The organism is Paenibacillus etheri, assembly GCF_001012825.1.
Taxonomy (GTDB): domain Bacteria; phylum Bacillota; class Bacilli; order Paenibacillales; family Paenibacillaceae; genus Paenibacillus_AQ; species Paenibacillus_AQ etheri.
This window is the reverse complement of record NZ_LCZJ02000012.1, coordinates 13,001-33,288: the sequence shown is the minus strand read 5'-3', so window position 1 is coordinate 33,288 and position 20,288 is coordinate 13,001. Positions and strand designations below refer to the sequence as shown.

Sequence of the window (20,288 nt, the reverse complement as noted above, 5' to 3'; positions counted from 1 at the left end):
TAAGAAGGTGACTTTGAAGTGCAAGCAAGCTATCGACCGACAGTAGCCGAAATTAATCTGGATGAATTGCGTGCCAATTACGAAGCCTTTCGCCGCTACTTGCCGGCAGAGACAAAGTTTATGGGATGCGTCAAAGGAAATGCGTACGGCCATGGAGCAGTGGAAGTGACACGGGAACTGGAAAGACTCGGAGCAGATTATGTTAGTGTGGCTTTTTTGGATGAAGCATTGGAGCTGCGTCAGGCGGGAATACTGATTCCTATACTGGTGCTTGGCTACACTTCTCCTGAAGGAATAGCCGTTGCCTGGGAGAACCATGTAACTGTAACACTGTTCACACCGGAAGTATTAGAGGCTATTAGACAGCTTCCTATAGATCCGGAACATCGGCTGAAGGTGCATATCAAGATTGATAGCGGGATGGGACGACTGGGTCTTTTACCAGATGACGCACCTGCATTTATCTCTGAAGTGCAGTCTGTTGCGCAGGCGGAGCTGGAGGGTATGTTCACCCATTTTGCCAAGGCAGACGAACTAGACAAAAGCTATACACTGGAACAGCATCGACGGTTCATGAGCGTGGCGGAAACGCTGCGGGAGCAGAACATTCAGATCCCGATCATACATACGGGCAATAGCGCTACGGCCATTGATTCACCTTATTTATCCAGCAACATGGTGCGGGTAGGCATCAGCTTGTACGGATTCTATCCCTCAACTGAGGTAAACCGTCAACTGGTAGAACTACATCCGGTAATGACGCTGAAGACGCAGGTTGTATTTGTGAAGAGCCTGCCTTCTCATTGGGGCGTCAGCTACGGCACTAGGTACTTCACAGACAGCGAGGAGATTATCGCAACGTTACCTGTGGGGTACGCAGATGGATATTCCCGCATGCTAACTGGCAAAGCGGAGGTGTTAATACGTGGACGCCGCGTTCCTATCGTCGGAACAATCTGCATGGATCAGTGTATGGTATCACTCAAATCTTTCGCTGAAGAAGCGGAACAAATTAAAGCAGGCGAAGAAGTTGTACTCATCGGCCGTCAAGCTGACGTGATGGTCACGGCAGACGAGTTGGCTCTCCATCTTGGAACGATTCACTACGAGGTAATTTGCATGCTGGCTCATCGGGTGCCCCGCGTTTATATCCGTGAAGGCACACTTCCTAAATTAGTAAATGCTCTGCTACAATCTTAAAGTTCTTGACAGTGATGTTATTCAAGGGAGAAAATAGAAGGAATTGTATCGTTTTAGGAGATGTGACTAAAAGCCTATACGAACCGCCATTTCTAGTTTATAATGGGATGCAGCATACTTGATATACTGGCGGCATATATTCCTTGTATAAAATTCCTTGTATATTGCAACACTGGAACACAAGGGCAGAAGGTTTGTGGGGGTGGAAGAGAAGGTGGCCAATTTGCAGAACACCAAAAGAATCATGATCAGCTTGCCCGATCATCTCTTACAGGAAGTGGACGGAATTGTTCAATTGGAGAATTCCAACCGAAGTGAATTGATTAGGCAGGCCATGAAGCTGTATTTGAGCGAACGGAGGAAACGTTCTATCCGGGAGTCCATGCAGCGCGGCTACATGGAAATGGCTAAGATCAACTTGACCATGGCATGCGAGGCGTTCCTCGCGGAGGAAGATGCAGACAGCACTCTTGGCCGCTTAGTAAGCGGGGTGTAGACATTGATCGTTAAACGTGGCGATGTTTTTTTTGCTGATCTTTCGCCGGTTGTAGGTTCTGAGCAAGGCGGAGTAAGGCCAGTACTGGTTATCCAGAATGATATTGGCAATCGCTTTAGCCCGACGGTAATTGTGGCTGCAATCACAGCCCAAATCCAGAAGGCTAAATTACCTACGCATGTGGAAATTGACGCAGCGGCTCATGGCTTTGACAGAGATTCTGTTATACTGCTGGAGCAGGTTAGGACGATTGACAAACAACGCTTAACTGACAAGATCACCCACCTTGATGATGAGACTATGAAGAAGGTGGATGATTCGCTGCAAATCAGCCTTGGACTGATTGATTTTTAATCACCTAAGGTTATAGATAATCCATGAGATAGGCGCTCGGATACGAATCCGGGCGTCTTTTGATATGCATTTTTACGAACTCATGGCAAAAAAGGATAAGGGGTTCACTTTTTTTAAATGTTCTGATAGTATTAGACCGTGCGGTCGGTTTAGGAGGTGCTTAGAATCAAAGGACGTTCAGACGGAGAAGAAACAAAGAAAAGAATAGTACTTAAAGCCACACAGCTGTTTGTTCAGAAGGGATATGCAGCTGTAACCATGAATGAAGTTTGCGCAGCCTCGAATGTCAGTAAGGGCAGCTTATATCATCATTTTCCGAGCAAGGATGAACTTTTTCTATATGTAGTGGAAGAGGATACGGCGCAGTGGTTACAGGCGTGGGAAGATAAGAAGAAGGAAATTGTGGGTGTTGAAGAGCGTTTGTATGCATTAGCCGAGCACTATGCAAATGATTTTCAGAATCCGTTGATCCGGGCACTTGAGGAGTTCTCAAGAAGCAGAGCCCATCCGGAGGATGTCACTAAGCGGCTTGTTCTTTTATATGAGGCTGCCTCGCATGCTTGTCGCGATCTTCTGAAGGAAGGCATGGACAGGGGGTATTTTATAAAAGGTGACTTAGAGGATTATGTGATTATTGTAAATGGCATGCTCGAAGGGATCGGAAGAGTTTCCGAATACTCCATGCATGAAAAGACTTCGGATGATATCAAAAAATATTACCGAGAATCAGTACGATTGTTATTGCGAGGGATATATACGGGGTAAGATATATGGGGCATGAAAGAAGCTTTCATTCAGGAATCATGAAGGCTGAAGCTTCTTGAAAGCACCGGAAATGGAAGGACTATTTTTTTTGCTATTTATTAGACCGGATGGTCGGTCTCTACAGAGAAACTACTCGAAGGCTTGGCTTTAGAAACCACGGAGGTTAACACAATGTCATTACTACTTAGAAACAGAGGCGCTATGCTTCTTGTTATGCTTAATATTTTTCTTGCTTTTACAGGAATTGGGCTTGTAGTCCCAATAATGCCTACTTACATGAATGAACTTGGGATCAGCGGTAGTACCGTTGGGCTGTTAGTGGCTTCGTTCTCACTTGCCCAATTATTAGTATCGCCATTCGCTGGCAGGTTATCGGACAGAATTGGCCGGAAAAAAGTGATTGTGGCGGGTCTGATCGTGTTTGCTTTTTCAGAGCTGCTCTTTGGTCTGGCGAATGTGTCATGGCTCTTGTTCGTTTCTAGATTGCTCGGTGGTGTAGGCGCTGCACTAATTATGCCAGCAGTTATGGCTTATGTAGCGGACACGACCTCTTTTGAAGAAAGAGCGAAAGGCATGGGGCTAATCAATGCAGCCATTACTACTGGATTTATTATCGGTCCTGGGATTGGCGGTTATCTTGCCGAGCTTGGAATGCGGGTACCCTTTTTCTGTGCAGCGGGTGCAGCTGGGATCGCAGCTCTAATCACAGTTTTGATCTTGCCTGAGTCTCTGTCTGTAGAGAAACGGATGGAAGCGAAGGTATCGAAGAATAATCAGGAAAGCTTCTTCACGCAATTGATACGTTCTTATCGTGAACCTTACTTTTTCGGGTTAATTATTGTATTTGTAATGGCTTTTGGACTAGCTAATTATGAAACGGTGTTCGGATTGTTCGTGGACCATAAATTTGGCTTTACCCCTAAAGATATTGCTTTTGTGATTACCTTTGGCTCGATCGCCGGTGCTGTGGTGCAGGTATCTGCCTTTGGCTGGATTCTGAATAAATTCGGCGAGAATAAGGTAATCTCCACTTGCCTTATAACTGCTGCAATGTTTATTCTGCTGACGCTGTTTGTAAGTGGCTTTTGGGCGATTTGTGCGATTACCTTTGTCGTATTCTTGGCTATGGATATTCTTCGACCAGCAGTAGGCACCCAGCTATCCAAAATGGCTGGGGAAACGCAGCAAGGCTTCGTAGCAGGAATGAACTCTGCTTATACGAGTCTTGGAAATATCGCTGGACCTATCGTAGCAGGTTATCTTTTTGATCTAAGTATTAACTTTCCGTATGGGGCAGCCGCGCTTGTACTAGCTTTATGCTTTGTATTGTCACTTAGTTCCGGCAAAAGGGGCATGGGACAACGCGCTTAAACCCGTTGAATCTGCCCCCTCTCTAGGCTGGACTTTGGTACAGAGCCGATCTGTGATACTATTTTAAATATGAGAACAAGAATTGTATAAGCAGATTGTGTACGGGAAGAGGGATACTAATGACGGTAGATAACAGCAATACGGGAGTCATTAAGGATGAGGCGGCCGCACAGCGGGAGCAGGAATTGATTACTGTAGCAATTGCCAAGGAATTGAACATTAGCCTGAAGCAGGTGCGTACAACGGTTGGACTGCTGGATGAGGGGAATACGATTCCGTTCATCGCCAGATACCGGAAGGAAATGACGGGTGAGCTGGACGAGAATGCGCTGCGTGATATTGAAGAACGCCTGGCTTATCTTCGCAATTTAGGCGAACGTAAGAAAGACGTTATCCGCAATATTGAAGAGCAGGGCAAGCTGACGAAGGAGCTTCATGAACAAATCACTAATGCAGTCAAGCTGCAGGAAGTGGAGGACTTGTATCGTCCATTCCGTCAGAAGCGTAAGACTCGTGCCAGTGTTGCGAAGGAAAAAGGCTTAGAGCCGCTTGCGAACTGGATTATGGAGCAGCAGAGACAAGGGGACCCACAAACCGAGGCTGCGAAATTTATAGATGCTGAAAAAGGAGTGGAGACCGCAGATCAAGCGCTTCAAGGTGCACTTGATATCATCGCCGAGAACATTGCAGATGATCCTGCGATCCGCTCTTGGGTTCGGCAATATACGGCAAGTCAGGGCATCCTTGTGTCTGAGGCTAAGGATGCAGAGCAGGAATCCGTATACGAGAACTACTATAGCTACCGTGAGCCTGTACACAAAATGCCACCTCACCGAATACTCGCCATTAATCGCGGTGAGCGGGAGAATATATTGAAGGTAGGCATTGAGGTCGTTACTGATAAAATTCATGCCTATATTGCGCGGAAGATCATTAAAGGGCCATCTCCGGTGAAGGAGCTGCTAGAAGCAGTGACCGAGGATGCTTACAAACGTCTGATCGCTCCTTCCGTGGAACGTGAAGTTCGTGGAGAGATGACCGAACGGGGCGAGAACCAGGCGATCTCGATCTTCTCTGGGAATCTACGCAGCTTGCTGCTGCAGCCGCCCGTTAAGGGACGCTGTGTGCTGGGTGTTGACCCTGCCTACCGTACCGGCTGTAAGCTGGCCGTCGTAGACGATACTGGTAAGCTGCTAGAAGTAGCCGTGACCTATCCTACGCCGCCGAACAACAAGAAAATTGAAGCTGCTGCTAAGTTTAAAGAACTAATTGCTAAATACGGCATTCAGCTCATCGTGATCGGGAATGGAACAGGCTCCCGTGAGACCGAGCAATTCACGGCAGAAGTGATCGCCGAAATTGGCGATCCAGAGCTGGCTTACCTGATCGTTAATGAAGCGGGAGCGAGTGTCTATTCGGCATCCAAGCTGGCGCAGGAGGAGTTCCCGGATCTGGATGTAGCAGAGCGCAGTGCGGCTTCTATCGCCCGCCGTGTGCAGGACCCGCTGGCGGAGCTGGTGAAGATCGATCCGAAAGCCATCGGCGTTGGGCAGTATCAACATGACGTCTCCCAGAAGCATCTGGAGGAGAGTCTTAAGGCCGTCGTGGAATCGGCAGTTAACCATGTGGGCGTGGATGTGAATACGGCATCTCCAGCCTTGCTCTCTTACGTGGCTGGCGTTAATGGAACGATTGCTAAGAATATCGTTAAATATCGTGAAGAGAATGGCAAGTTCACGACTCGGAAGCAGCTGCAAAAGGTACCTCGTCTGGGTGCGAAGTCCTATGAGCAATGTATCGGCTTCCTGCGGATTCCTGGTGGGGATAACACCTTGGACCGCACGCCAATTCACCCGGAGTCCTATCCGGTGGTGGACCGCTTGTTCCGTGAGCTGAGCCTCGATGTTGATAAACTGGGCAGCAAGGAAGTGGCTTCTCAGCTGGAGGCACAAAATGCCGAGGAGCTGGCTGTGAAGCTGGATGTCGGCGTGCCTACGCTTCGCGACATCCTGGAGAGCTTGCAGCGTCCGGGCCGCGATCCGCGCGAGGAGCTGCCGCTGCCGATCTTCCGCACCGACGTGCTGAAGATCGAGGATCTGGTTCCCGGCATGGAAATGCAGGGAACCGTCCGCAACGTGATCGATTTCGGCGCATTCGTCGATATCGGCATCAAGAACGATGGGCTGGTGCATATATCCCAGCTCAGCGGCAGCTTTGTGAAGCACCCGATGGACGTTGTCTCCGTAGGAGACAATGTCACCGTCTGGGTGATGGGTGTTGACCTGAAGAAGGGCAGGGTCAGCCTGACCATGCGTCCGCCGCGTGTTGAGGCGGGAAGTCTTAGCTAAAGTGAGCTAAATAAACAAAGAAATCCATCTACTTCGGTGAGAAGTAGATGGATTTTTCTTTTGACTGAATAGTATTGAAACAGCTTTATCTATGAAGATCTCGTTAAATTATCTAACTTAATAGCTAATTCATTTAGATTGCTGATGCTGACCACTGTTTCAGAAACATGTTGTTGCTGGACTTCAGCGCTAGCAAGGACTTGTTCAATAGCTGCTGTATTCTCTTCGGTAATTGCAGCGACTGAATTGACTTCGCTTAGTACAAGGGTGGAAGCGTGCCGGATGTGATCACTCCTATCCTTCAGGTCTTCTGCTTGTTCAAGCACCTGGTGTGTATTATTTCGAATGCCCTTGAATAATCGAGCAATATCATCAGCGGAATTTCTTCCTGATTCTACAACTAGCAACCCGTTAGAAACCATATCGCCAACCTGCGCAATATTATTTTGAATGCTTCTGAGAATCTGAGCAATGTCCGCGGATGCATTGTGGGAGCTCTGTGCCAATTTTCGGATTTCATTGGATACGACAGCGAAGCCTTTGCCGTGCTCTCCCGCGTGAGCGGCTTCGATAGAGGCATTTAGCGATAAAAGATTCGTCTGCTCAGCAATTCCTACGATGCTGGAAACAATCGATTCAATCTTCTGATTTTCTTCATTCATTTGTGTCATCAAGCCAGCAGTACTCGTTACGATATCTGTAACTTCAGACATAGTTCCAGTTAAGCGAACAATTTCATCTTGCCCCTCTTGCGTGATTTGATCCGTTTCACGGCTTCTATTGCTCATTGAGACGGATGCAGCATTTGCCTGCAAAGCTGATTCGTTTAACTGCTGCATGGCATTTGAGATATCGCTAACACTCTGTGCTTGTGATTCCACTCCACTAGCTATCTCTTGAAAGGCAGTTACGACTTCTTTGGAGATTCGATCTGTTGTTATTACGTTGTTATGCATTAGGTTACTGGATTGACTCAGAACTCCTACCGATTCAGTAACACCTGTAAGAATGGTCTCCATTTCTGCTCTAGCTCGTTCAGCTTCGCTGCTGCTTTTAGACATGTTTTTGAACATTTTCGTACCAATCTGACTCTGATAGATCAGAACCAATATCATGACGATGAGAAGTGTATTAATTCTTAATACATCTACTGAAGCGTAAATTGGTTTCGTCATCAGGAAATAGTTGAGTAAGATCCAAGAAATTACTCCATTAAGGAGTAGCGGACGATAGTTGTGATAGAGGGATACGATGCCTAGTCCCCAATATAGAATAAATGTGCTTATAATGCTAGTTCCTGCATCGATATAGAAGTATGTAATGATATTAAAGCCAATAGCTGTTATGTACATAATATAGGGTGTAGCCACACGTTTCCAAATTAGAATCGTACACAATAAGCCAAGGGGTACCGCTGCTGACATAATCGCCATGATTGTTTGTGGAAATCTGTAAAGCGAAATTGAACCGAACAACAAACAGCCCCAAAACAAGTAAATGATTAATTTATTTCGCTGGTTTAACTCGGACATCTGATTCAAGGGCATATTCACACTCCATAATGTAATAGTATACTTCTGATTTTTTAGTTTAAGAGATTCCTGAAATGATGTCTATGATGTTAAGTTCAGAATTGCTCAGAACAATAATGTTTAGGAGATGGAGAGCAAGAATATAGGGAGATATTCCCTGATTGTCTATGAGGGCATAGGTTTTCCGAATCGGAGAGTGTGTTTGGACAACTGAAAGAACAATCGGGGTTCCCGGAGATTTCTACTTCACGGCATGGACAAAATGATGCTTGAGCAAACACGCAAAGAACGCTTCTCAAATATCGGGAGAAGCGTTCTTTGCTTACGTTTTGTGATTGTTAGAATGACGAAGCTTTTATTCCACTTTATTCCGCAATAATTAAGCTCGTACGTTTTGTTTTAAATTTCTGAAGGAAGCTACGATCTATATTACGGTCGGTAATAATGTACCCGATTTTATCGAGTGAGGCGATGCCGATGGTCACATCTTTTCCGAATTTAGTATGGTCTGCGGCAACATAAACTTCTTTGGAGAGATCGATAATTTTTTTGCGAGTTTGGGCCTCTTCCAGGTTATAGTCGGAGATGCCTTTCTCAAGGGTAATACCGCTTGCGCAAATAAAAGCCTTAAGGATATTTAATTCACTGAAATTAAATAAATAATCATATGCAATGACAGACTGCTCATTTAGTCGGACCTTTCCGCCAATGATAATAAGCTCAACCGCACTGTTCATCAGCTCGTTGACCACAGGAATGGAGTTCGTAATTACTGTGAGATTCTTTTTATTCTTGATATATTTAGCAATTTGATAGGTGGTGGAGCCGCTGTCCAGATAGATGCAATCCCCATCGTTGATATATTCGCTGCACTTTTGGGCGATCATTTTCTTTTCCTCTAAGTGACCGACCATTCGCGCATCCATTGGAGATTCAGCAAACTCCGATTCCACCAGTTTAATTCCACCATAAATCTTCTTGATCTTCCCTTGCTTGTCCAGCAGGTTAATATCTCTGCGAAGGGTATCGATAGAAATATTAAGCTCTTCTGCTAGCTCCGGCAGCTTCTGAACCTTTTTCAACATTAAGATTTCTATGATTTTCTTTTGTCTTTCCAGTGGAAACATGTAATCACCCATTCAAAGTTTATATCGCTTTCGATAGTTGAAGTATAAAGGGATTAGTATAGGGTAGCAACAATACCTTTGTAAGTTAGTCATGATATGATTATAATATAGTCACAACTTACTTAAAGTTTACATACATTTTACGTAACTGTTTATCCTCAAAAACAAAACCTTTTTATACTAAGGTTGTACTTGAGGAGGTGGAACCTTTGCTTAAATTACAAAACATAAGCAAGCATTACGATAACAAGGTTGTTCTAGAGGATATTAGCTTAAGTATCCAAGCAGGGGAAATTGTCTCCTTACTCGGTCCCAGCGGGAGTGGCAAAACCACCTTGCTAAACATCATCTTGGGACTGGCAAAAATGGAGCAAGGAAAAATCATTTTTAACGATCAAGATTTGAGTAATGTACCGATGAAGAAACGCGGATTTAATATAGTGTTCCAAGATTATGCGTTGTTCCCTAACTTAAATGCTTACGAGAATATCGTTTATGGATTAAAAAATAAAAAAGGATTAACGTCGGAGCATGAGATTCAGGAGTATATCGAGTTTCTGGAATTAAAGCCGCATTTAACGAAGAAGATCGGCGCTCTATCGGGTGGGCAGAAGCAAAGAGTGGCTTTGGCAAGAACGCTCGTAATGAAGCCCAAATTATTACTGCTCGATGAACCTCTAAGCGCACTGGATGGAATCATCAAGGAGTCCATTAAAGCTCGGATCAAATCCATCGCCAGAGAATATAAACTTACGACGATTATCGTCACCCATGACCCTGAAGAGGCGTTAACCCTGTCGGATAAAATTCTCATCATTAATCAAGGTCATATTGCCCAATTCGGAACGCCGCAAGAGATCATTCAACAACCTAGCAATGATTTTGTAAAAGAATTTATTCTAGGGCAACTGCAAGTGAAACGGGATAATATCTATAACCTGTTCGGTGAACATTATGCCTAAAGCTAAACCGGAAATGCGGATCATTTTTATCCCAATCGTATTGTTATTTATCGTTTTCCTGATTTTGCCGTTGGCGGTGTTATTCATCCGCTCATTTGATACGGGCCAAGGTTATTCGGTATCCAATTATCTCACCATTCTGGCAGATCAAGAGATTCGCGAGTCCATCGGAAATAGTATGAAGGTCTCCGGTGTTACGGCACTCATCACGACGGTTCTAGCTTTTATCCTAGCCTATTCTATCCACTGTACAAGAATCTATCGCCCGTTAAAAAGCATCATTAGAACTGGAATTCTGATTCCCATGCTGCTGCCTACGATTACTTACGGGTTTGCGATAATGTACTCTTTCGGCAACCAGGGGCTGATTACTAAAATTTTCGGAAGGAATTTATTCGAGATTTATGGATTTAATGGTCTGTTGATAGGCTATGTAATTTACACCTTACCTTCGGCTTTCCTGCTGATTCATAATTCGTTCAAGTACATTGATAAAAAGTTCATCGTCGTATCCAAGCTTATGGGGGATGGGACGCTGCGAAGCTTCATGAACACGATCGTTCGGCCTTTGTGGGGTACTTTGGGAGGGGCGTTTGTTCTTTCATTTATCCTAAGCTTCACGGATTTTGGGATTCCTGCATCGGTGGGGGGGACGTATAACGTGGTTGCTACTCAGCTGTATCAGGTCATGCTTGGGGCTATACCGGATTTCAACAATGGGGCAGTTATTGCAGTACTGATGTTAATTCCGGCGGCGTTTGGGGTTGTGCTGTTAACGTATCTCGAAAAGTTCAATTTCCATTATGACAAGGTGACTGAAATCGAGATGATCCGGAATAAAGGCAGAGATTCGGTTCTTGGATTGATCTCATCCGTGATTCTAATCGGGCTACTGGCTGTGTTTGCTGTCATGTTCGTTGCCCCACTGATGAAGGGCTATCCTTATGATCTAACGTTTACGTTCAAGCATTTTGTGGATGTTTTTCAATCAAGCGATTTAATCAATGTATATAAAAATTCCTTGCTCGTAGCAGGGTTGACGGCAATCGTAGGTACGATCGTGGCTTATGCTGCGGCTATCATCAATGTGCGAACGCCTATAAAAGGGAAAGCGACTTTTGACATCCTATCGATGGTGACGAACACGGTACCGGGTATGGTCCTTGGTCTGTCGTATTTACTTCTGTTCAATAACAGCAGCCTCAAAGGAACCTTTACGATTCTTGTGCTCTGCACCCTTGTTCATTACTTTACGACTCCTTATTTGATGGCCAAGAACTCTTTGGCGAAAATGAATCCATCGTGGGAAACCACTGCTGAATTATTAGGTGACAGCTGGCTGCAGACGATCCGCCGGGTCATTCTGCCGAACTCTGCATCCACAGTGATCGAGATGGTCAGCTACTATTTTATCAATGCGATGGTGACGATTAGCGGAATTATCTTTCTAGTAACGGCCCAAACCTCGGTAGTGGCCAGCAAAATAAAAGAGCTGCAGCATTTCGCCAAATTTAATGAGGTGTTTGTCCTATCCATCCTGATCTTTTGCACCAACCTTGTTATTAAGCTCCTAGGTGACTATCTCCAGAAACGGCAGTCAAACTCTCGTTAATTAACGATTTTAATATAACTAAACTAGTTAAAGTGAGGGAGAAATTATGTCTAAGAGAATTAAGGGAATCAAGGGAATCAAGGGTATTATGTTATCTATTGTAGCTTTGAGTTTGGTGTTTACATTAGCAGGTTGTGGTAACAAAACAGCTGGTGAAGCGAGTAAAGTAGTGATTTTGACCAATGCGGATGAAGAAGCTGTAGCCTCTATGGAGACTGCGCTAAAAGGTGCGGGGTACGAAGGGCAATATCTCTTTCAATCGTTGGGTACTTCTGAGCTGGGTGGAAAGCTGATGGCAGAGGGAGACAAAATAGAGGCTAACCTGATCACGATGAGCTCTTATTTTGTAGAAAGTGCGCAAGAGAAACACAACATGTTTAAAGATCTATCGTTCACGGCTAACGCGCTAGATTCCTATCCAGCCTACTATACGCCGATCTTGGCGAATACCGGTGCTATTTTTGTAAACACAGCGGTGCTTAAAGATAAAGGCTTGACGATGCCAACCACGATTAAAGATTTGACGAAACCAGAATTCAAAGGCTTGGTATCCGTTCCGAATATTATGGACTCCTCGACAGCCTGGTTGTTGGTGCAGGCGATTATTTCGCAATATGGGGATGAGGAAGGTAAAACAGTTCTGCATGATTTGGTTGCTAATGTAGGCCCACATTTAGAGAGCTCCGGTTCCGGTCCGATTAAAAAGGTGAAAGCAGGAGAAGTAGCTGCAGGCTTTGGACTTCGTCATCAAGCAGTATTGGCTAAAGAAGAAGGCGCACCGATTGACTATGTAGATCCGACAGAAGGTAACTTCTCGCTTACAGAATCTGTAGCTGTGGTGAAAAAAGACGATGCAACAACAGAGCTGGCAATGAAAATGGCAGAGACGATTATTAAAGATGCTAGAAAAGACTTAATTACAAATTACCCAGTGGCTCTCTATAAAGATGAAACAGTTAGTGATATCCATAAACCTGCACACAGTATGAATTTTGCTAAGCCGTTGACTGTGGAATTGCTGGAACAACATCAACAATTCTTTAAAGATGCGAAATAAAAAAGATTAGAAGGAGTGTAGGGCCATGAACAACTATAAACTGCTGACACCAGGTCCATTGACAACTACTAACACGGTCAAAGAGCAAATGCTCTTTGACCGTTGTACTTGGGACCAAGACTATAAGAACATTACGCAACAGATTAGATCAAGCTTACTGGATTTAGCGGGTGCAACGAACCAAGAGTACACGACTGTTCTTATGCAAGGCAGCGGTACGTTTGCAGTGGAATCCGTGTTAACTACGGCGATTTCAGCGGATGATAAGCTTCTGATTATTACAAATGGTGCCTACGGTGAACGTATCGTGCAAATGGCTGAGTATATCGGACTTCATTATCGTGCGCATAGTGCTCCATATAATGAATTCCCACAAGAAGCAGAGATTAGAGGGATTCTCGAAGAGGACCCAGCCATTACCCATATTGCGATGGTGCATTGCGAGACGACGACGGGGATTCTTAATCCGCTTGAGATGATCTCACAACTGGCAAAAGCCTACGATAAAGCATTAATTATCGACGCGATGAGCAGCTTCGGCGGAATAGAGATGGATGTCCCTGGGCTTGGAATTGACTATTTAATCAGCAGCGCTAATAAATGTATTCAGGGTGTTCCGGGGTTTGGATTTGTCATTGCGAAGCTGGAGAAGCTGTTGGCATGTAAAGGGAATGCACGTAGTCTATCGCTTGATTTATATGATCAATGGAAGGCGATGGACGCGGATGGGAAATGGCGCTATACGTCACCAACCCATGTAGTGGCTGCATTTTCGAGAGCGATTGAAGAACTAATCGAAGAAGGCGGCATTCCTGCAAGGGCAGCAAGATACCAGAATAATAACCGCGTACTGAGAGAAAGACTTGCGAGAATAGGAATAGAGCCGTATATCACAGACGATAAGCAATCTCCAATAATAACCACCTTTCTTTTTCCAAATGAGACATTCAGCTTTGAAGATTTCTATGAATATGTGAAAGAAAAAGGATACGTCCTCTACCCAGGCAAATTAACGGAGCATGACACCTTCCGGATTGGAAATATTGGTGAGATATACGAAGAAGACATTCAGAACTTATGTAATATTATCGAAGCATACATGGGAGGAATGACACAATGAATCAAGTTGAAGGCGTAATTCTGGATTGGGCAGGAACAGCGGTTGATTTTGGCTGCTTTGCACCGGTGAATGTGTTCCTTGATATTTTTCGGGAAGCTGGGATTGAAGTTACGATGCAGGAAGCAAGAGCCCCTATGGGGATGCTGAAAATAGACCATATCCGTGCGATGTTATCCATGCCAAGAGTAGGTGCCTTGTGGGAAGAAAAGTATGGCAGAGCTTTTACTGAACAGGATGTAGAGAACCTGTATGCTGAATTCGAACCGGCCCTGATGGCATCCTTATCCGAATATACTGATCCGATTCCGCAGGTTATTGAGACCGTCCAAGTGCTCAGAAGTCAAGGACTAAAGATTGGTTCAACCACTGGATATACAGAGTCCATGATGGATGTTGTAATTCCGAATGCCGCTGGGAAGGGTTATCAACCGGATTACGTAATCACGCCAGATGGAACACATTCGCTGGGAAGACCTTACCCCTATATGATTTATCATAATATGGAAGCTTTAAAGTTATCGGCAGCATGGAAGGTTGTTAAGGTAGGCGATACGATTTCAGACATTCAAGAAGGTGTTAATGCAGGCGTCTGGTCCGTAGGTGTAATCATTGGAAGCTCTGAAATGGGATTAAGCCAGGAGGAGTTTAATGCACTTTCAGACGTGGAGAAGGAAACGGTGATCTCTGCGACACAGACCTCTTTTATACAAAACGGCGCAGACTTTACGATTCAATCGATGAGTGAGCTACCTCAGCTGATTGGGCGAATAAATGTCCTGATTTCTCAAGGAATCAGACCTTATGCGAGATAATCATGAGCTGAAAAGAGAAGGCGACATCAACTTTAGCCCCTTGCGGACAGAGTGGATGACCCAGTTAAGCGCTGTGAGTATCGATAGGATCGAAGCGGATGAGCGTGTATATATGCGACAATCCATGTCAACACCGTGCTTGAACAGTATCGTAGATGCTGAGGGATGTTATATCACAGATGTGAATGGACGTAAATATCTTGATTTTCATGGAAATAGCATTCATCAGATTGGCTATAAGAATCCTTACGTAACTGAAGCTGTGAAAAAACAGCTTGAAGAGCTACCATTCATTCCAAGAAGATTTACGGCAGATATTGCGGTGAAAGCTGCGGAAGCCTTAATCAACAAAACGACCTCGAAGGATTATAAAGTATTATTCACTCCTTCCGGGAGTGCAGCCGTAGGTCTGGCCCTGAAAATTGCTCGCAAATGGACGGGGAAACATAAGGTCATCTCCATGTGGGAGTCCTTTCATGGTGCAGGGCTGGACGCGATCGCCGTCGGCGGGGAATATGTGTTTAAAAAAGATATGGGCCCGCAAATGCCAGGGATGCTGAAAGCCATTCCTTTCAACGGGTACCGCAACCTGCTGGGAAGTCACTCCCATGAAGCAGTGGCCACTTTCTGCCTCGACTATCTGGAGTATATGATTCAGTATGAGGGTGAGATTGGGGCCATCTTACTTGAGCCTATTCGGGCGACGGATACACATATCCCGCCTAAATCCTATTTCACAAGATTAAGAAAAATATGTGATGAATATGGGATTCTGCTGATTTTGGATGAGATTCCAACAGCGCTGATGCGAAGCGGAAAGTTCTATGTCCATCAGAATTTTGAAATCGAACCGGATATCCTCGTGCTCGGAAAAGGGTTAGGTGGAGGGGTGATCCCGCAAGCTGCGGTGCTTACCAGAACGCAATATGATTGTGCGGGGGATATTTCTTTGGGTCACTATACCCATGAGAAACCCGCGTTAGGAAGTGCGGCGATCTGTGCCACCATCGATTATATCGATGACTTAAATCTGCAGGAACAATGTATCAGCAGGTCTGAATTTGTAAGAGGAAGGTTTGAGGCTCTGTCGGCTAAACATCTTTGTATAGGAGATGTCCGTATTGCTGGACTACTGAGCTCCATTGAACTTGTGAAGTCCAGAGAGACTAAAGAGAAGAATGAGGAATTAGCTGAGCGAGTCCTGTATTATTGCTTGGAGAATGGGCTTTCTTTTAAATTGGCAGGAGGGAACTGCATCACTTGGCATCCTCCGCTTATTGTATCTGAAGAGCAATTAACTTTTGCTGTTAATCTTCTGGATGAAGGATTGTGTAAATATAGTTGAGAGATATGCAAGCTTCAAAGCAGGTTTCTTCCGCTCCGTAGATGGGGCTGAAGGAGCCTTTTTTGTCGTTTAAGGAGTGATGGACCTGCTCTACGGTATAAAAGATTGTTGAACCGAAACCGAAAAACGAAGCCTGCAAAGGCAGGCAGTCGTTAACATATAAAATGAACTGCAGGAGCGATAGCGCCCGCCTTTGTCGTAGTCACGATCCATACCTATAATTAAAAATTTATGAATGGGCTGGAGCAGCATTTAAAAAGATACGCAACAGCTCGTCCACCGCAGTGTCTAGACGGGAATGAGTTTTATCTGCAGGCCAATCCTCTTGAACGATGATATAGCTGCAGGAGCTGCTTTTTAAATAGCTGTATATAATTTGTGCTTCGTCAATTTCATGGCGAGTAATTGCTACCGGGGCCTGGTTAAGTTCACCGCAGAAAGTATCCATAATCGCTGATGTTATAACGGATTGCAGGTAGGTAATATCGGGTTGAGCGTATTCGAGCTTAGTATGCGCCAGGATGCGATTGCCTTTGAGCAATATCAGCTTAAGTGTCTGTTCATCCATGGCCTCAAGGATCGCGATATTCTGATTCTCTGCAGCGAATTCGATAACCTTCTCTTTGTGATTCAGGAAGCTGATGGCTCCGATATAATCCCTGTATTTGGCGGCGGTTTCGAAGTCAAATTGTTCTGCAGCTTCAGTCATCTGTTGCTCCATCGCCACAAGAAGGCTGGAATCCGTTCCGTTTAGTAGGGCTATGACTTTATCAATGATTGTATTATATTTATATTGAACGGCAGCATCGCCGCCTGCACACATCCCTATGCATAAGCCAAGCGAATGGTTTAGGCATAAAGATTTTTTGAAGCTTGGATTGCTGCAAAGGATTTTTGAGCTTTCCTTGATGCCTTGCACGGCTCTTTCCACGGTACTTCTACTTGTATAGGGACCCCAAATCTGGTTACCTTTTTGGACAGCAGGATCATAGGTTATATCTAATGTACGCATTTTATCATCCGTTCCTATTACGATATACGTATAGGCCTGCGGATTTTTCATTTTTCTATTGTACATGGGCTTTATTTCTTTAATTAATTTGCACTCTAGCATGAAAGCTTCAAATTCGGTATCAGTAAGGATGATATCCAAATCTTTAATATGTCGAACGAGCTGTTTTACCTTTGGGGAATGAGACTTCGAGTTTTGAAAATAGGACTTAACTCTCCGTTTCAACTGCTTCGCCTTACCCACATATATAATATGACCGAGGCTATCCTTCATGAGATATACGCCGGGAGTTAGGGGAAGGCTTTTAAGTTTTTCTGTTAAATGAATAGTAACCCCTCCCTCTCATGAGATTTGTATGATTGATAGTTTTAGTATAAGCTTGCAACCTTCATTTGTTCAAATCAGTCTAAAGAGCGAGGGATCAAAGACGAGGAGGGATCTTATGTACTTCGCAAGAAATATCGGTGGTTTGGCGCTGATAGCAGCTATGTTATGGCTTACAGCATGCAGAGGAACGCCAGAAGCGGGAACGGAGCCGAAACAGACACAGACCCAGACGCCAGAGCAGTCACAAACGGCACGGCCAGTCGCTACGACGGAACCACCACAGGAGACAGAGCCATCAAGCACGGAGCAGCCACAGGATCTAGAGGGCTTGCCGCCATTAGTTGAGGAAGCAGCCTCTACGGTAATGAAATCTCTCAGGAATAAGGATATGAAGCAATTGGCCGCATGGGTACATTCAGAAAAAGGGTTACGTTTTTCTCCATACGCATACGTGGATACGAAGAATGATCTTGTATTTAGCAAGGATGAAGTGGAAGGATTAATGAATGACTCTACCAAAAGAGTCTGGCGAACATTTGCTGGATCGGGTGATTTAATTGAGCTGACATTCGCAGATTACTACAAGCGGTTTGTCTACGATGCAGACTTCATTCAGACAGCAGAAATTGCTGTGAACAAGGGGCTTGGGCAAGGTACGACGATCAATAACTTAAACGAAGTGTATCCCAAGGAGCAATATGATTTCGTTGAATATCATATTAAGGGAATCGATCCTTCTGTGGAAGGGATGGACTGGCGCAGCTTGCGCCTAGTTTTTGAGAAGATTGGAGAGGATCATGCACTAGTAGGTATTATTCATGATCAATGGACGCCCTGAGAAGCAGGGAATTCTTATTAGTCCTAGTGTAGTTTAGAACATGGGGGAGAACCCAAAAAACGAAGGTGCCTCAGTAGCCATTACACGGCTTTTGGGGTACCTTCGTTTGATTCGTTCCATAAGAATCGAGTCCGGAGCTTTTATTGCGTAGCGCTAGATGTAGATCCGGATACCGATTTAGCGATCGCTTTATATCCCTCTGGCAAATAAGTGACAACAGATGCTTTTGAGATCACCTGTGCGTACATTTTTCCTGGTTCAGGTGCTGTCACATTAAAATAAATCACAGCGGTCTTGTCTTTGCCAAATTCGATTCGCTCAATTACCAGACCATATCCCGGGTGCGGCAAGTTGTTAACGGTCAGCGTAGCTTTGTTTACCCCTTCACCCGCTTTGGTTAGTGTAACCTCAGTTTCGTAGGTTGGAGTAGTGGGGTTGCCATTAGACACAATTACACGTTTGGCAAAAGCGGCTGCATCATAAGTCATAGCGGCTGCTTCCGAGCGGGTAATGGCATCATTTGGCCGGAAATTTCCGTTCTTATCGAGTGTGGCAATATGTGTATTCAGCAGGATTTGGAGACTATTTATAACCTCTGGAGAGAGTTTATCGCCATCCTTAATGTCTACATACATCAGCGTAACAGGGAAGTTCCCTTTACTTTGCAGCGCTTGCGTCAATAAGTGAGCGAACTGAGCACGGGTGATGGTTCCGTTAGGATCCACTGTCCGATCGAGTGATAGGCCATTTTGCTTGGCAGTCAGGAAAGCTGAAGCATACCAGGATTTATCGTTCACCTTATCAAAATAATCACTGGCTTTGGATGAGCCGTTACCCGCCTCTGGCTTTGGAGACAGATTCAGACCACCAACGATGAACTGTATCCCTTGGGCAAAGCTAACTTTAGATTTAGGAGCAAATTTATCTTTGTCTACTCCATTTATAATCCCCTCTTTATGCAAAGAGTTGATTTTTGCTTCCGCAGGATCACCTTTCAAATCCGAAAACGCAAAAGCGGATGCTCCAAATGACAGGCTTGCTGCTAGAATGCCGCAGGCTATCGTCATTTTTTTAGCGTTATTTATGAATAATGGTTTTTTCATTTGCGTCACCTCCATACTCTTAGATGGTAGATTAGACCAAAATGTTGCATCTAATTAAAAATATTATAAAGATTCAGATAAAACGTTATCCGCGCAAGAGCGACTTGGCGCCATCTACATGAATCTCAGTTCCTGTGACATGAAAAGACTCATCCGAGGCGAGAAATAATACTAGATTGGCTACTTGCTCAGGTTTACCGGGCGCATCTTCCAGTGGATGATTGCCTTCCGGAAATTCTACAGGAATCTTCACTTCCTGAAGATCATCGTTCTTATCTGTATTATCCCCAATTTGAGTGTCGATCGATCCAGGACAGACCGCATTTACGCGGATACCATATTGCGCTAGCTCTAGCGCAGCCATTTTCTTTCATATGGGGGATGGCATATTTTACTGTAGCAAAGGTACTGCGTAGGTTGGTATCCAGCGTCTGGTCCCAATCTTCGATTTCTAGTGTTTCGATTGGAGCCCATGTATCATTAATGCCGGCATTAGCAAAAATAATATCAATCTTCCGAGCATCATCCGCAACCTTACGAATACTTTCTTCGACAAGACCTGGATTGGAAACATCGCATTCGATAACTGTAGCTGTTCCTGCAATGGATTCAATTTCACGTTTAGTTTCATAGGATTCCTCAGGTGTGCGGTCAAGCATATATACCTTAGCTCCGTGCTGGGCAAACCGTATGGCTGTAGCTTTTCCAATACCGGAGCCTGCGCCTGTGACTACTGCAACTTTATCCTGCAAACGTTTATCTGTCATGATGAATTTCCTCCTTGGCGTTAGATTTCTTATTAGTAATTACATACCCGGCATAGCTGAATTTAACCAATTTAGCAGGAGGGTGGAACAACAAGGAGGGATGTATTACTATGAGACATAAGGATGTGTACGATATAAAT

General features: G+C 44.7%; 17 protein-coding genes and 1 pseudogene. 13 read left to right on the top strand and 5 right to left on the bottom strand.

Going from position 1 to position 20,288, the window contains the following annotated elements; translation table 11 throughout:
• Positions 1-18 precede the first annotated feature (18 nt).
• The 6 genes from alr to UQ64_RS00685 all read left to right on the top strand — a co-directional run bounded on the left by alr (position 19) and on the right by UQ64_RS00685 (position 6,534).
• A complete protein-coding gene (gene alr / locus UQ64_RS00710; protein WP_060621588.1) occupies positions 19-1,200 on the top strand; it encodes an alanine racemase in 1,182 nt (393 codons plus the stop codon).
• A gap of 214 nt (positions 1,201-1,414) precedes the next feature.
• Positions 1,415-1,696 (top strand): CopG family ribbon-helix-helix protein, encoded by a 282-nt coding sequence (locus UQ64_RS00705; protein WP_025698676.1) that lies wholly within the window; start codon positions 1,415-1,417, stop codon positions 1,694-1,696.
• Between the two features lie 3 nt (positions 1,697-1,699).
• A complete protein-coding gene (locus tag UQ64_RS00700) occupies positions 1,700-2,050 on the top strand; it encodes a type II toxin-antitoxin system PemK/MazF family toxin (protein ID WP_042124727.1) in 351 nt (116 codons plus the stop codon).
• A 156-nt stretch (positions 2,051-2,206) separates the two neighbouring features.
• The gene (locus tag UQ64_RS00695) at positions 2,207-2,815 is read left to right on the top strand and encodes a TetR/AcrR family transcriptional regulator (protein WP_060621586.1); all 609 of its coding nucleotides are present in this window, start codon (positions 2,207-2,209) and stop codon (positions 2,813-2,815) included.
• Between the two features lie 171 nt (positions 2,816-2,986).
• Positions 2,987-4,186, top strand: a complete 1,200-nt coding sequence (locus tag UQ64_RS00690; protein ID WP_060621584.1) for an MFS transporter — start codon at positions 2,987-2,989, stop codon at positions 4,184-4,186.
• A 119-nt stretch (positions 4,187-4,305) separates the two neighbouring features.
• Positions 4,306-6,534, top strand: a complete 2,229-nt coding sequence (locus UQ64_RS00685; protein ID WP_060621581.1) for a Tex family protein — start codon at positions 4,306-4,308, stop codon at positions 6,532-6,534.
• Positions 6,535-6,623: 89 nt separating this feature from the next.
• On the opposite strand, the gene UQ64_RS00680 is transcribed toward UQ64_RS00685, so the two are convergent.
• Complete coding sequence (locus UQ64_RS00680) at positions 6,624-8,081, bottom strand: methyl-accepting chemotaxis protein (protein WP_060621579.1); 1,458 nt, start codon at positions 8,079-8,081, stop codon at positions 6,624-6,626.
• 350 nt (positions 8,082-8,431) lie between these two features.
• A complete protein-coding gene (locus tag UQ64_RS00675; protein WP_060621577.1) occupies positions 8,432-9,193 on the bottom strand; it encodes a DeoR/GlpR family DNA-binding transcription regulator in 762 nt (253 codons plus the stop codon).
• Between the two features lie 209 nt (positions 9,194-9,402).
• On the opposite strand from UQ64_RS00675, the gene UQ64_RS00670 reads away from it, so the two are divergent.
• Genes UQ64_RS00670 through pbfA form a run of 6 tightly spaced genes read left to right on the top strand, consistent with a single transcriptional unit; the run spans position 9,403 to position 16,101 of the window.
• The gene (locus UQ64_RS00670; protein WP_060621576.1) at positions 9,403-10,155 is read left to right on the top strand and encodes an ABC transporter ATP-binding protein; all 753 of its coding nucleotides are present in this window, start codon (positions 9,403-9,405) and stop codon (positions 10,153-10,155) included.
• The gene (locus UQ64_RS00665) at positions 10,148-11,767 is read left to right on the top strand and encodes an ABC transporter permease subunit (protein WP_060621574.1); all 1,620 of its coding nucleotides are present in this window, start codon (positions 10,148-10,150) and stop codon (positions 11,765-11,767) included. Before UQ64_RS00670 ends, UQ64_RS00665 begins: the two co-directional genes overlap by 8 nt.
• A gap of 46 nt (positions 11,768-11,813) precedes the next feature.
• Complete coding sequence (locus tag UQ64_RS00660; protein ID WP_060621572.1) at positions 11,814-12,824, top strand: extracellular solute-binding protein; 1,011 nt, start codon at positions 11,814-11,816, stop codon at positions 12,822-12,824.
• 25 nt (positions 12,825-12,849) lie between these two features.
• On the top strand, positions 12,850-13,944 hold the full coding sequence (phnW, locus tag UQ64_RS00655) for a 2-aminoethylphosphonate--pyruvate transaminase (RefSeq protein ID WP_060621570.1): 1,095 nt from the start codon (positions 12,850-12,852) through the stop codon (positions 13,942-13,944).
• A complete protein-coding gene (phnX, locus tag UQ64_RS00650; RefSeq protein WP_060621568.1) occupies positions 13,941-14,756 on the top strand; it encodes a phosphonoacetaldehyde hydrolase in 816 nt (271 codons plus the stop codon). Before phnW ends, phnX begins: the two co-directional genes overlap by 4 nt.
• On the top strand, positions 14,746-16,101 hold the full coding sequence (gene pbfA, locus UQ64_RS00645) for a (R)-1-hydroxy-2-aminoethylphosphonate ammonia-lyase (RefSeq protein WP_060621566.1): 1,356 nt from the start codon (positions 14,746-14,748) through the stop codon (positions 16,099-16,101). Before phnX ends, pbfA begins: the two co-directional genes overlap by 11 nt.
• A gap of 229 nt (positions 16,102-16,330) precedes the next feature.
• Here the strand turns inward: pbfA and UQ64_RS00640 are convergent, their stop codons facing one another.
• On the bottom strand, positions 16,331-17,386 hold the full coding sequence (locus UQ64_RS00640; RefSeq protein WP_082650927.1) for a UvrB/UvrC motif-containing protein: 1,056 nt from the start codon (positions 17,384-17,386) through the stop codon (positions 16,331-16,333).
• Positions 17,387-17,555: 169 nt separating this feature from the next.
• On the opposite strand from UQ64_RS00640, the gene UQ64_RS00635 reads away from it, so the two are divergent.
• Positions 17,556-18,278 carry a hypothetical protein gene (locus UQ64_RS00635; RefSeq protein ID WP_060621562.1) on the top strand — a complete coding sequence of 241 codons (723 nt, stop codon included), beginning with the start codon at positions 17,556-17,558 and terminating at the stop codon, positions 18,276-18,278.
• 140 nt (positions 18,279-18,418) lie between these two features.
• Here UQ64_RS00635 and UQ64_RS00630 read toward each other — a convergent pair whose 3' ends face one another.
• Both UQ64_RS00630 and UQ64_RS00625 read right to left on the bottom strand, forming a co-directional pair.
• Positions 18,419-19,381 (bottom strand): S-layer homology domain-containing protein, encoded by a 963-nt coding sequence (locus tag UQ64_RS00630; protein ID WP_060621560.1) that lies wholly within the window; start codon positions 19,379-19,381, stop codon positions 18,419-18,421.
• Positions 19,382-19,466: 85 nt separating this feature from the next.
• Positions 19,467-20,148: pseudogene (locus tag UQ64_RS00625) on the bottom strand (SDR family oxidoreductase).
• Positions 20,149-20,288 lie beyond the last annotated feature (140 nt).

Coding starts and splice junctions, on each gene's coding strand:
- UQ64_RS00685 (WP_060621581.1), top strand. CDS start 4,306: ATGACGGTAGATAACAGCAATACGGGAGTCATTAAGGATGAGGCGGCC.
- UQ64_RS00640 (WP_082650927.1), bottom strand. CDS start 17,386: ATGAAGGATAGCCTCGGTCATATTATATATGTGGGTAAGGCGAAGCAG.
- UQ64_RS00630 (WP_060621560.1), bottom strand. CDS start 19,381: ATGAAAAAACCATTATTCATAAATAACGCTAAAAAAATGACGATAGCC.
- phnW (WP_060621570.1), top strand. CDS start 12,850: ATGAACAACTATAAACTGCTGACACCAGGTCCATTGACAACTACTAAC.
- UQ64_RS00675 (WP_060621577.1), bottom strand. CDS start 9,193: ATGTTTCCACTGGAAAGACAAAAGAAAATCATAGAAATCTTAATGTTG.
- UQ64_RS00680 (WP_060621579.1), bottom strand. CDS start 8,081: ATGCCCTTGAATCAGATGTCCGAGTTAAACCAGCGAAATAAATTAATC.
- pbfA (WP_060621566.1), top strand. CDS start 14,746: ATGCGAGATAATCATGAGCTGAAAAGAGAAGGCGACATCAACTTTAGC.
- UQ64_RS00690 (WP_060621584.1), top strand. CDS start 2,987: ATGTCATTACTACTTAGAAACAGAGGCGCTATGCTTCTTGTTATGCTT.
- UQ64_RS00665 (WP_060621574.1), top strand. CDS start 10,148: ATGCCTAAAGCTAAACCGGAAATGCGGATCATTTTTATCCCAATCGTA.
- phnX (WP_060621568.1), top strand. CDS start 13,941: ATGAATCAAGTTGAAGGCGTAATTCTGGATTGGGCAGGAACAGCGGTT.
- UQ64_RS00635 (WP_060621562.1), top strand. CDS start 17,556: ATGTACTTCGCAAGAAATATCGGTGGTTTGGCGCTGATAGCAGCTATG.
- UQ64_RS00660 (WP_060621572.1), top strand. CDS start 11,814: ATGTCTAAGAGAATTAAGGGAATCAAGGGAATCAAGGGTATTATGTTA.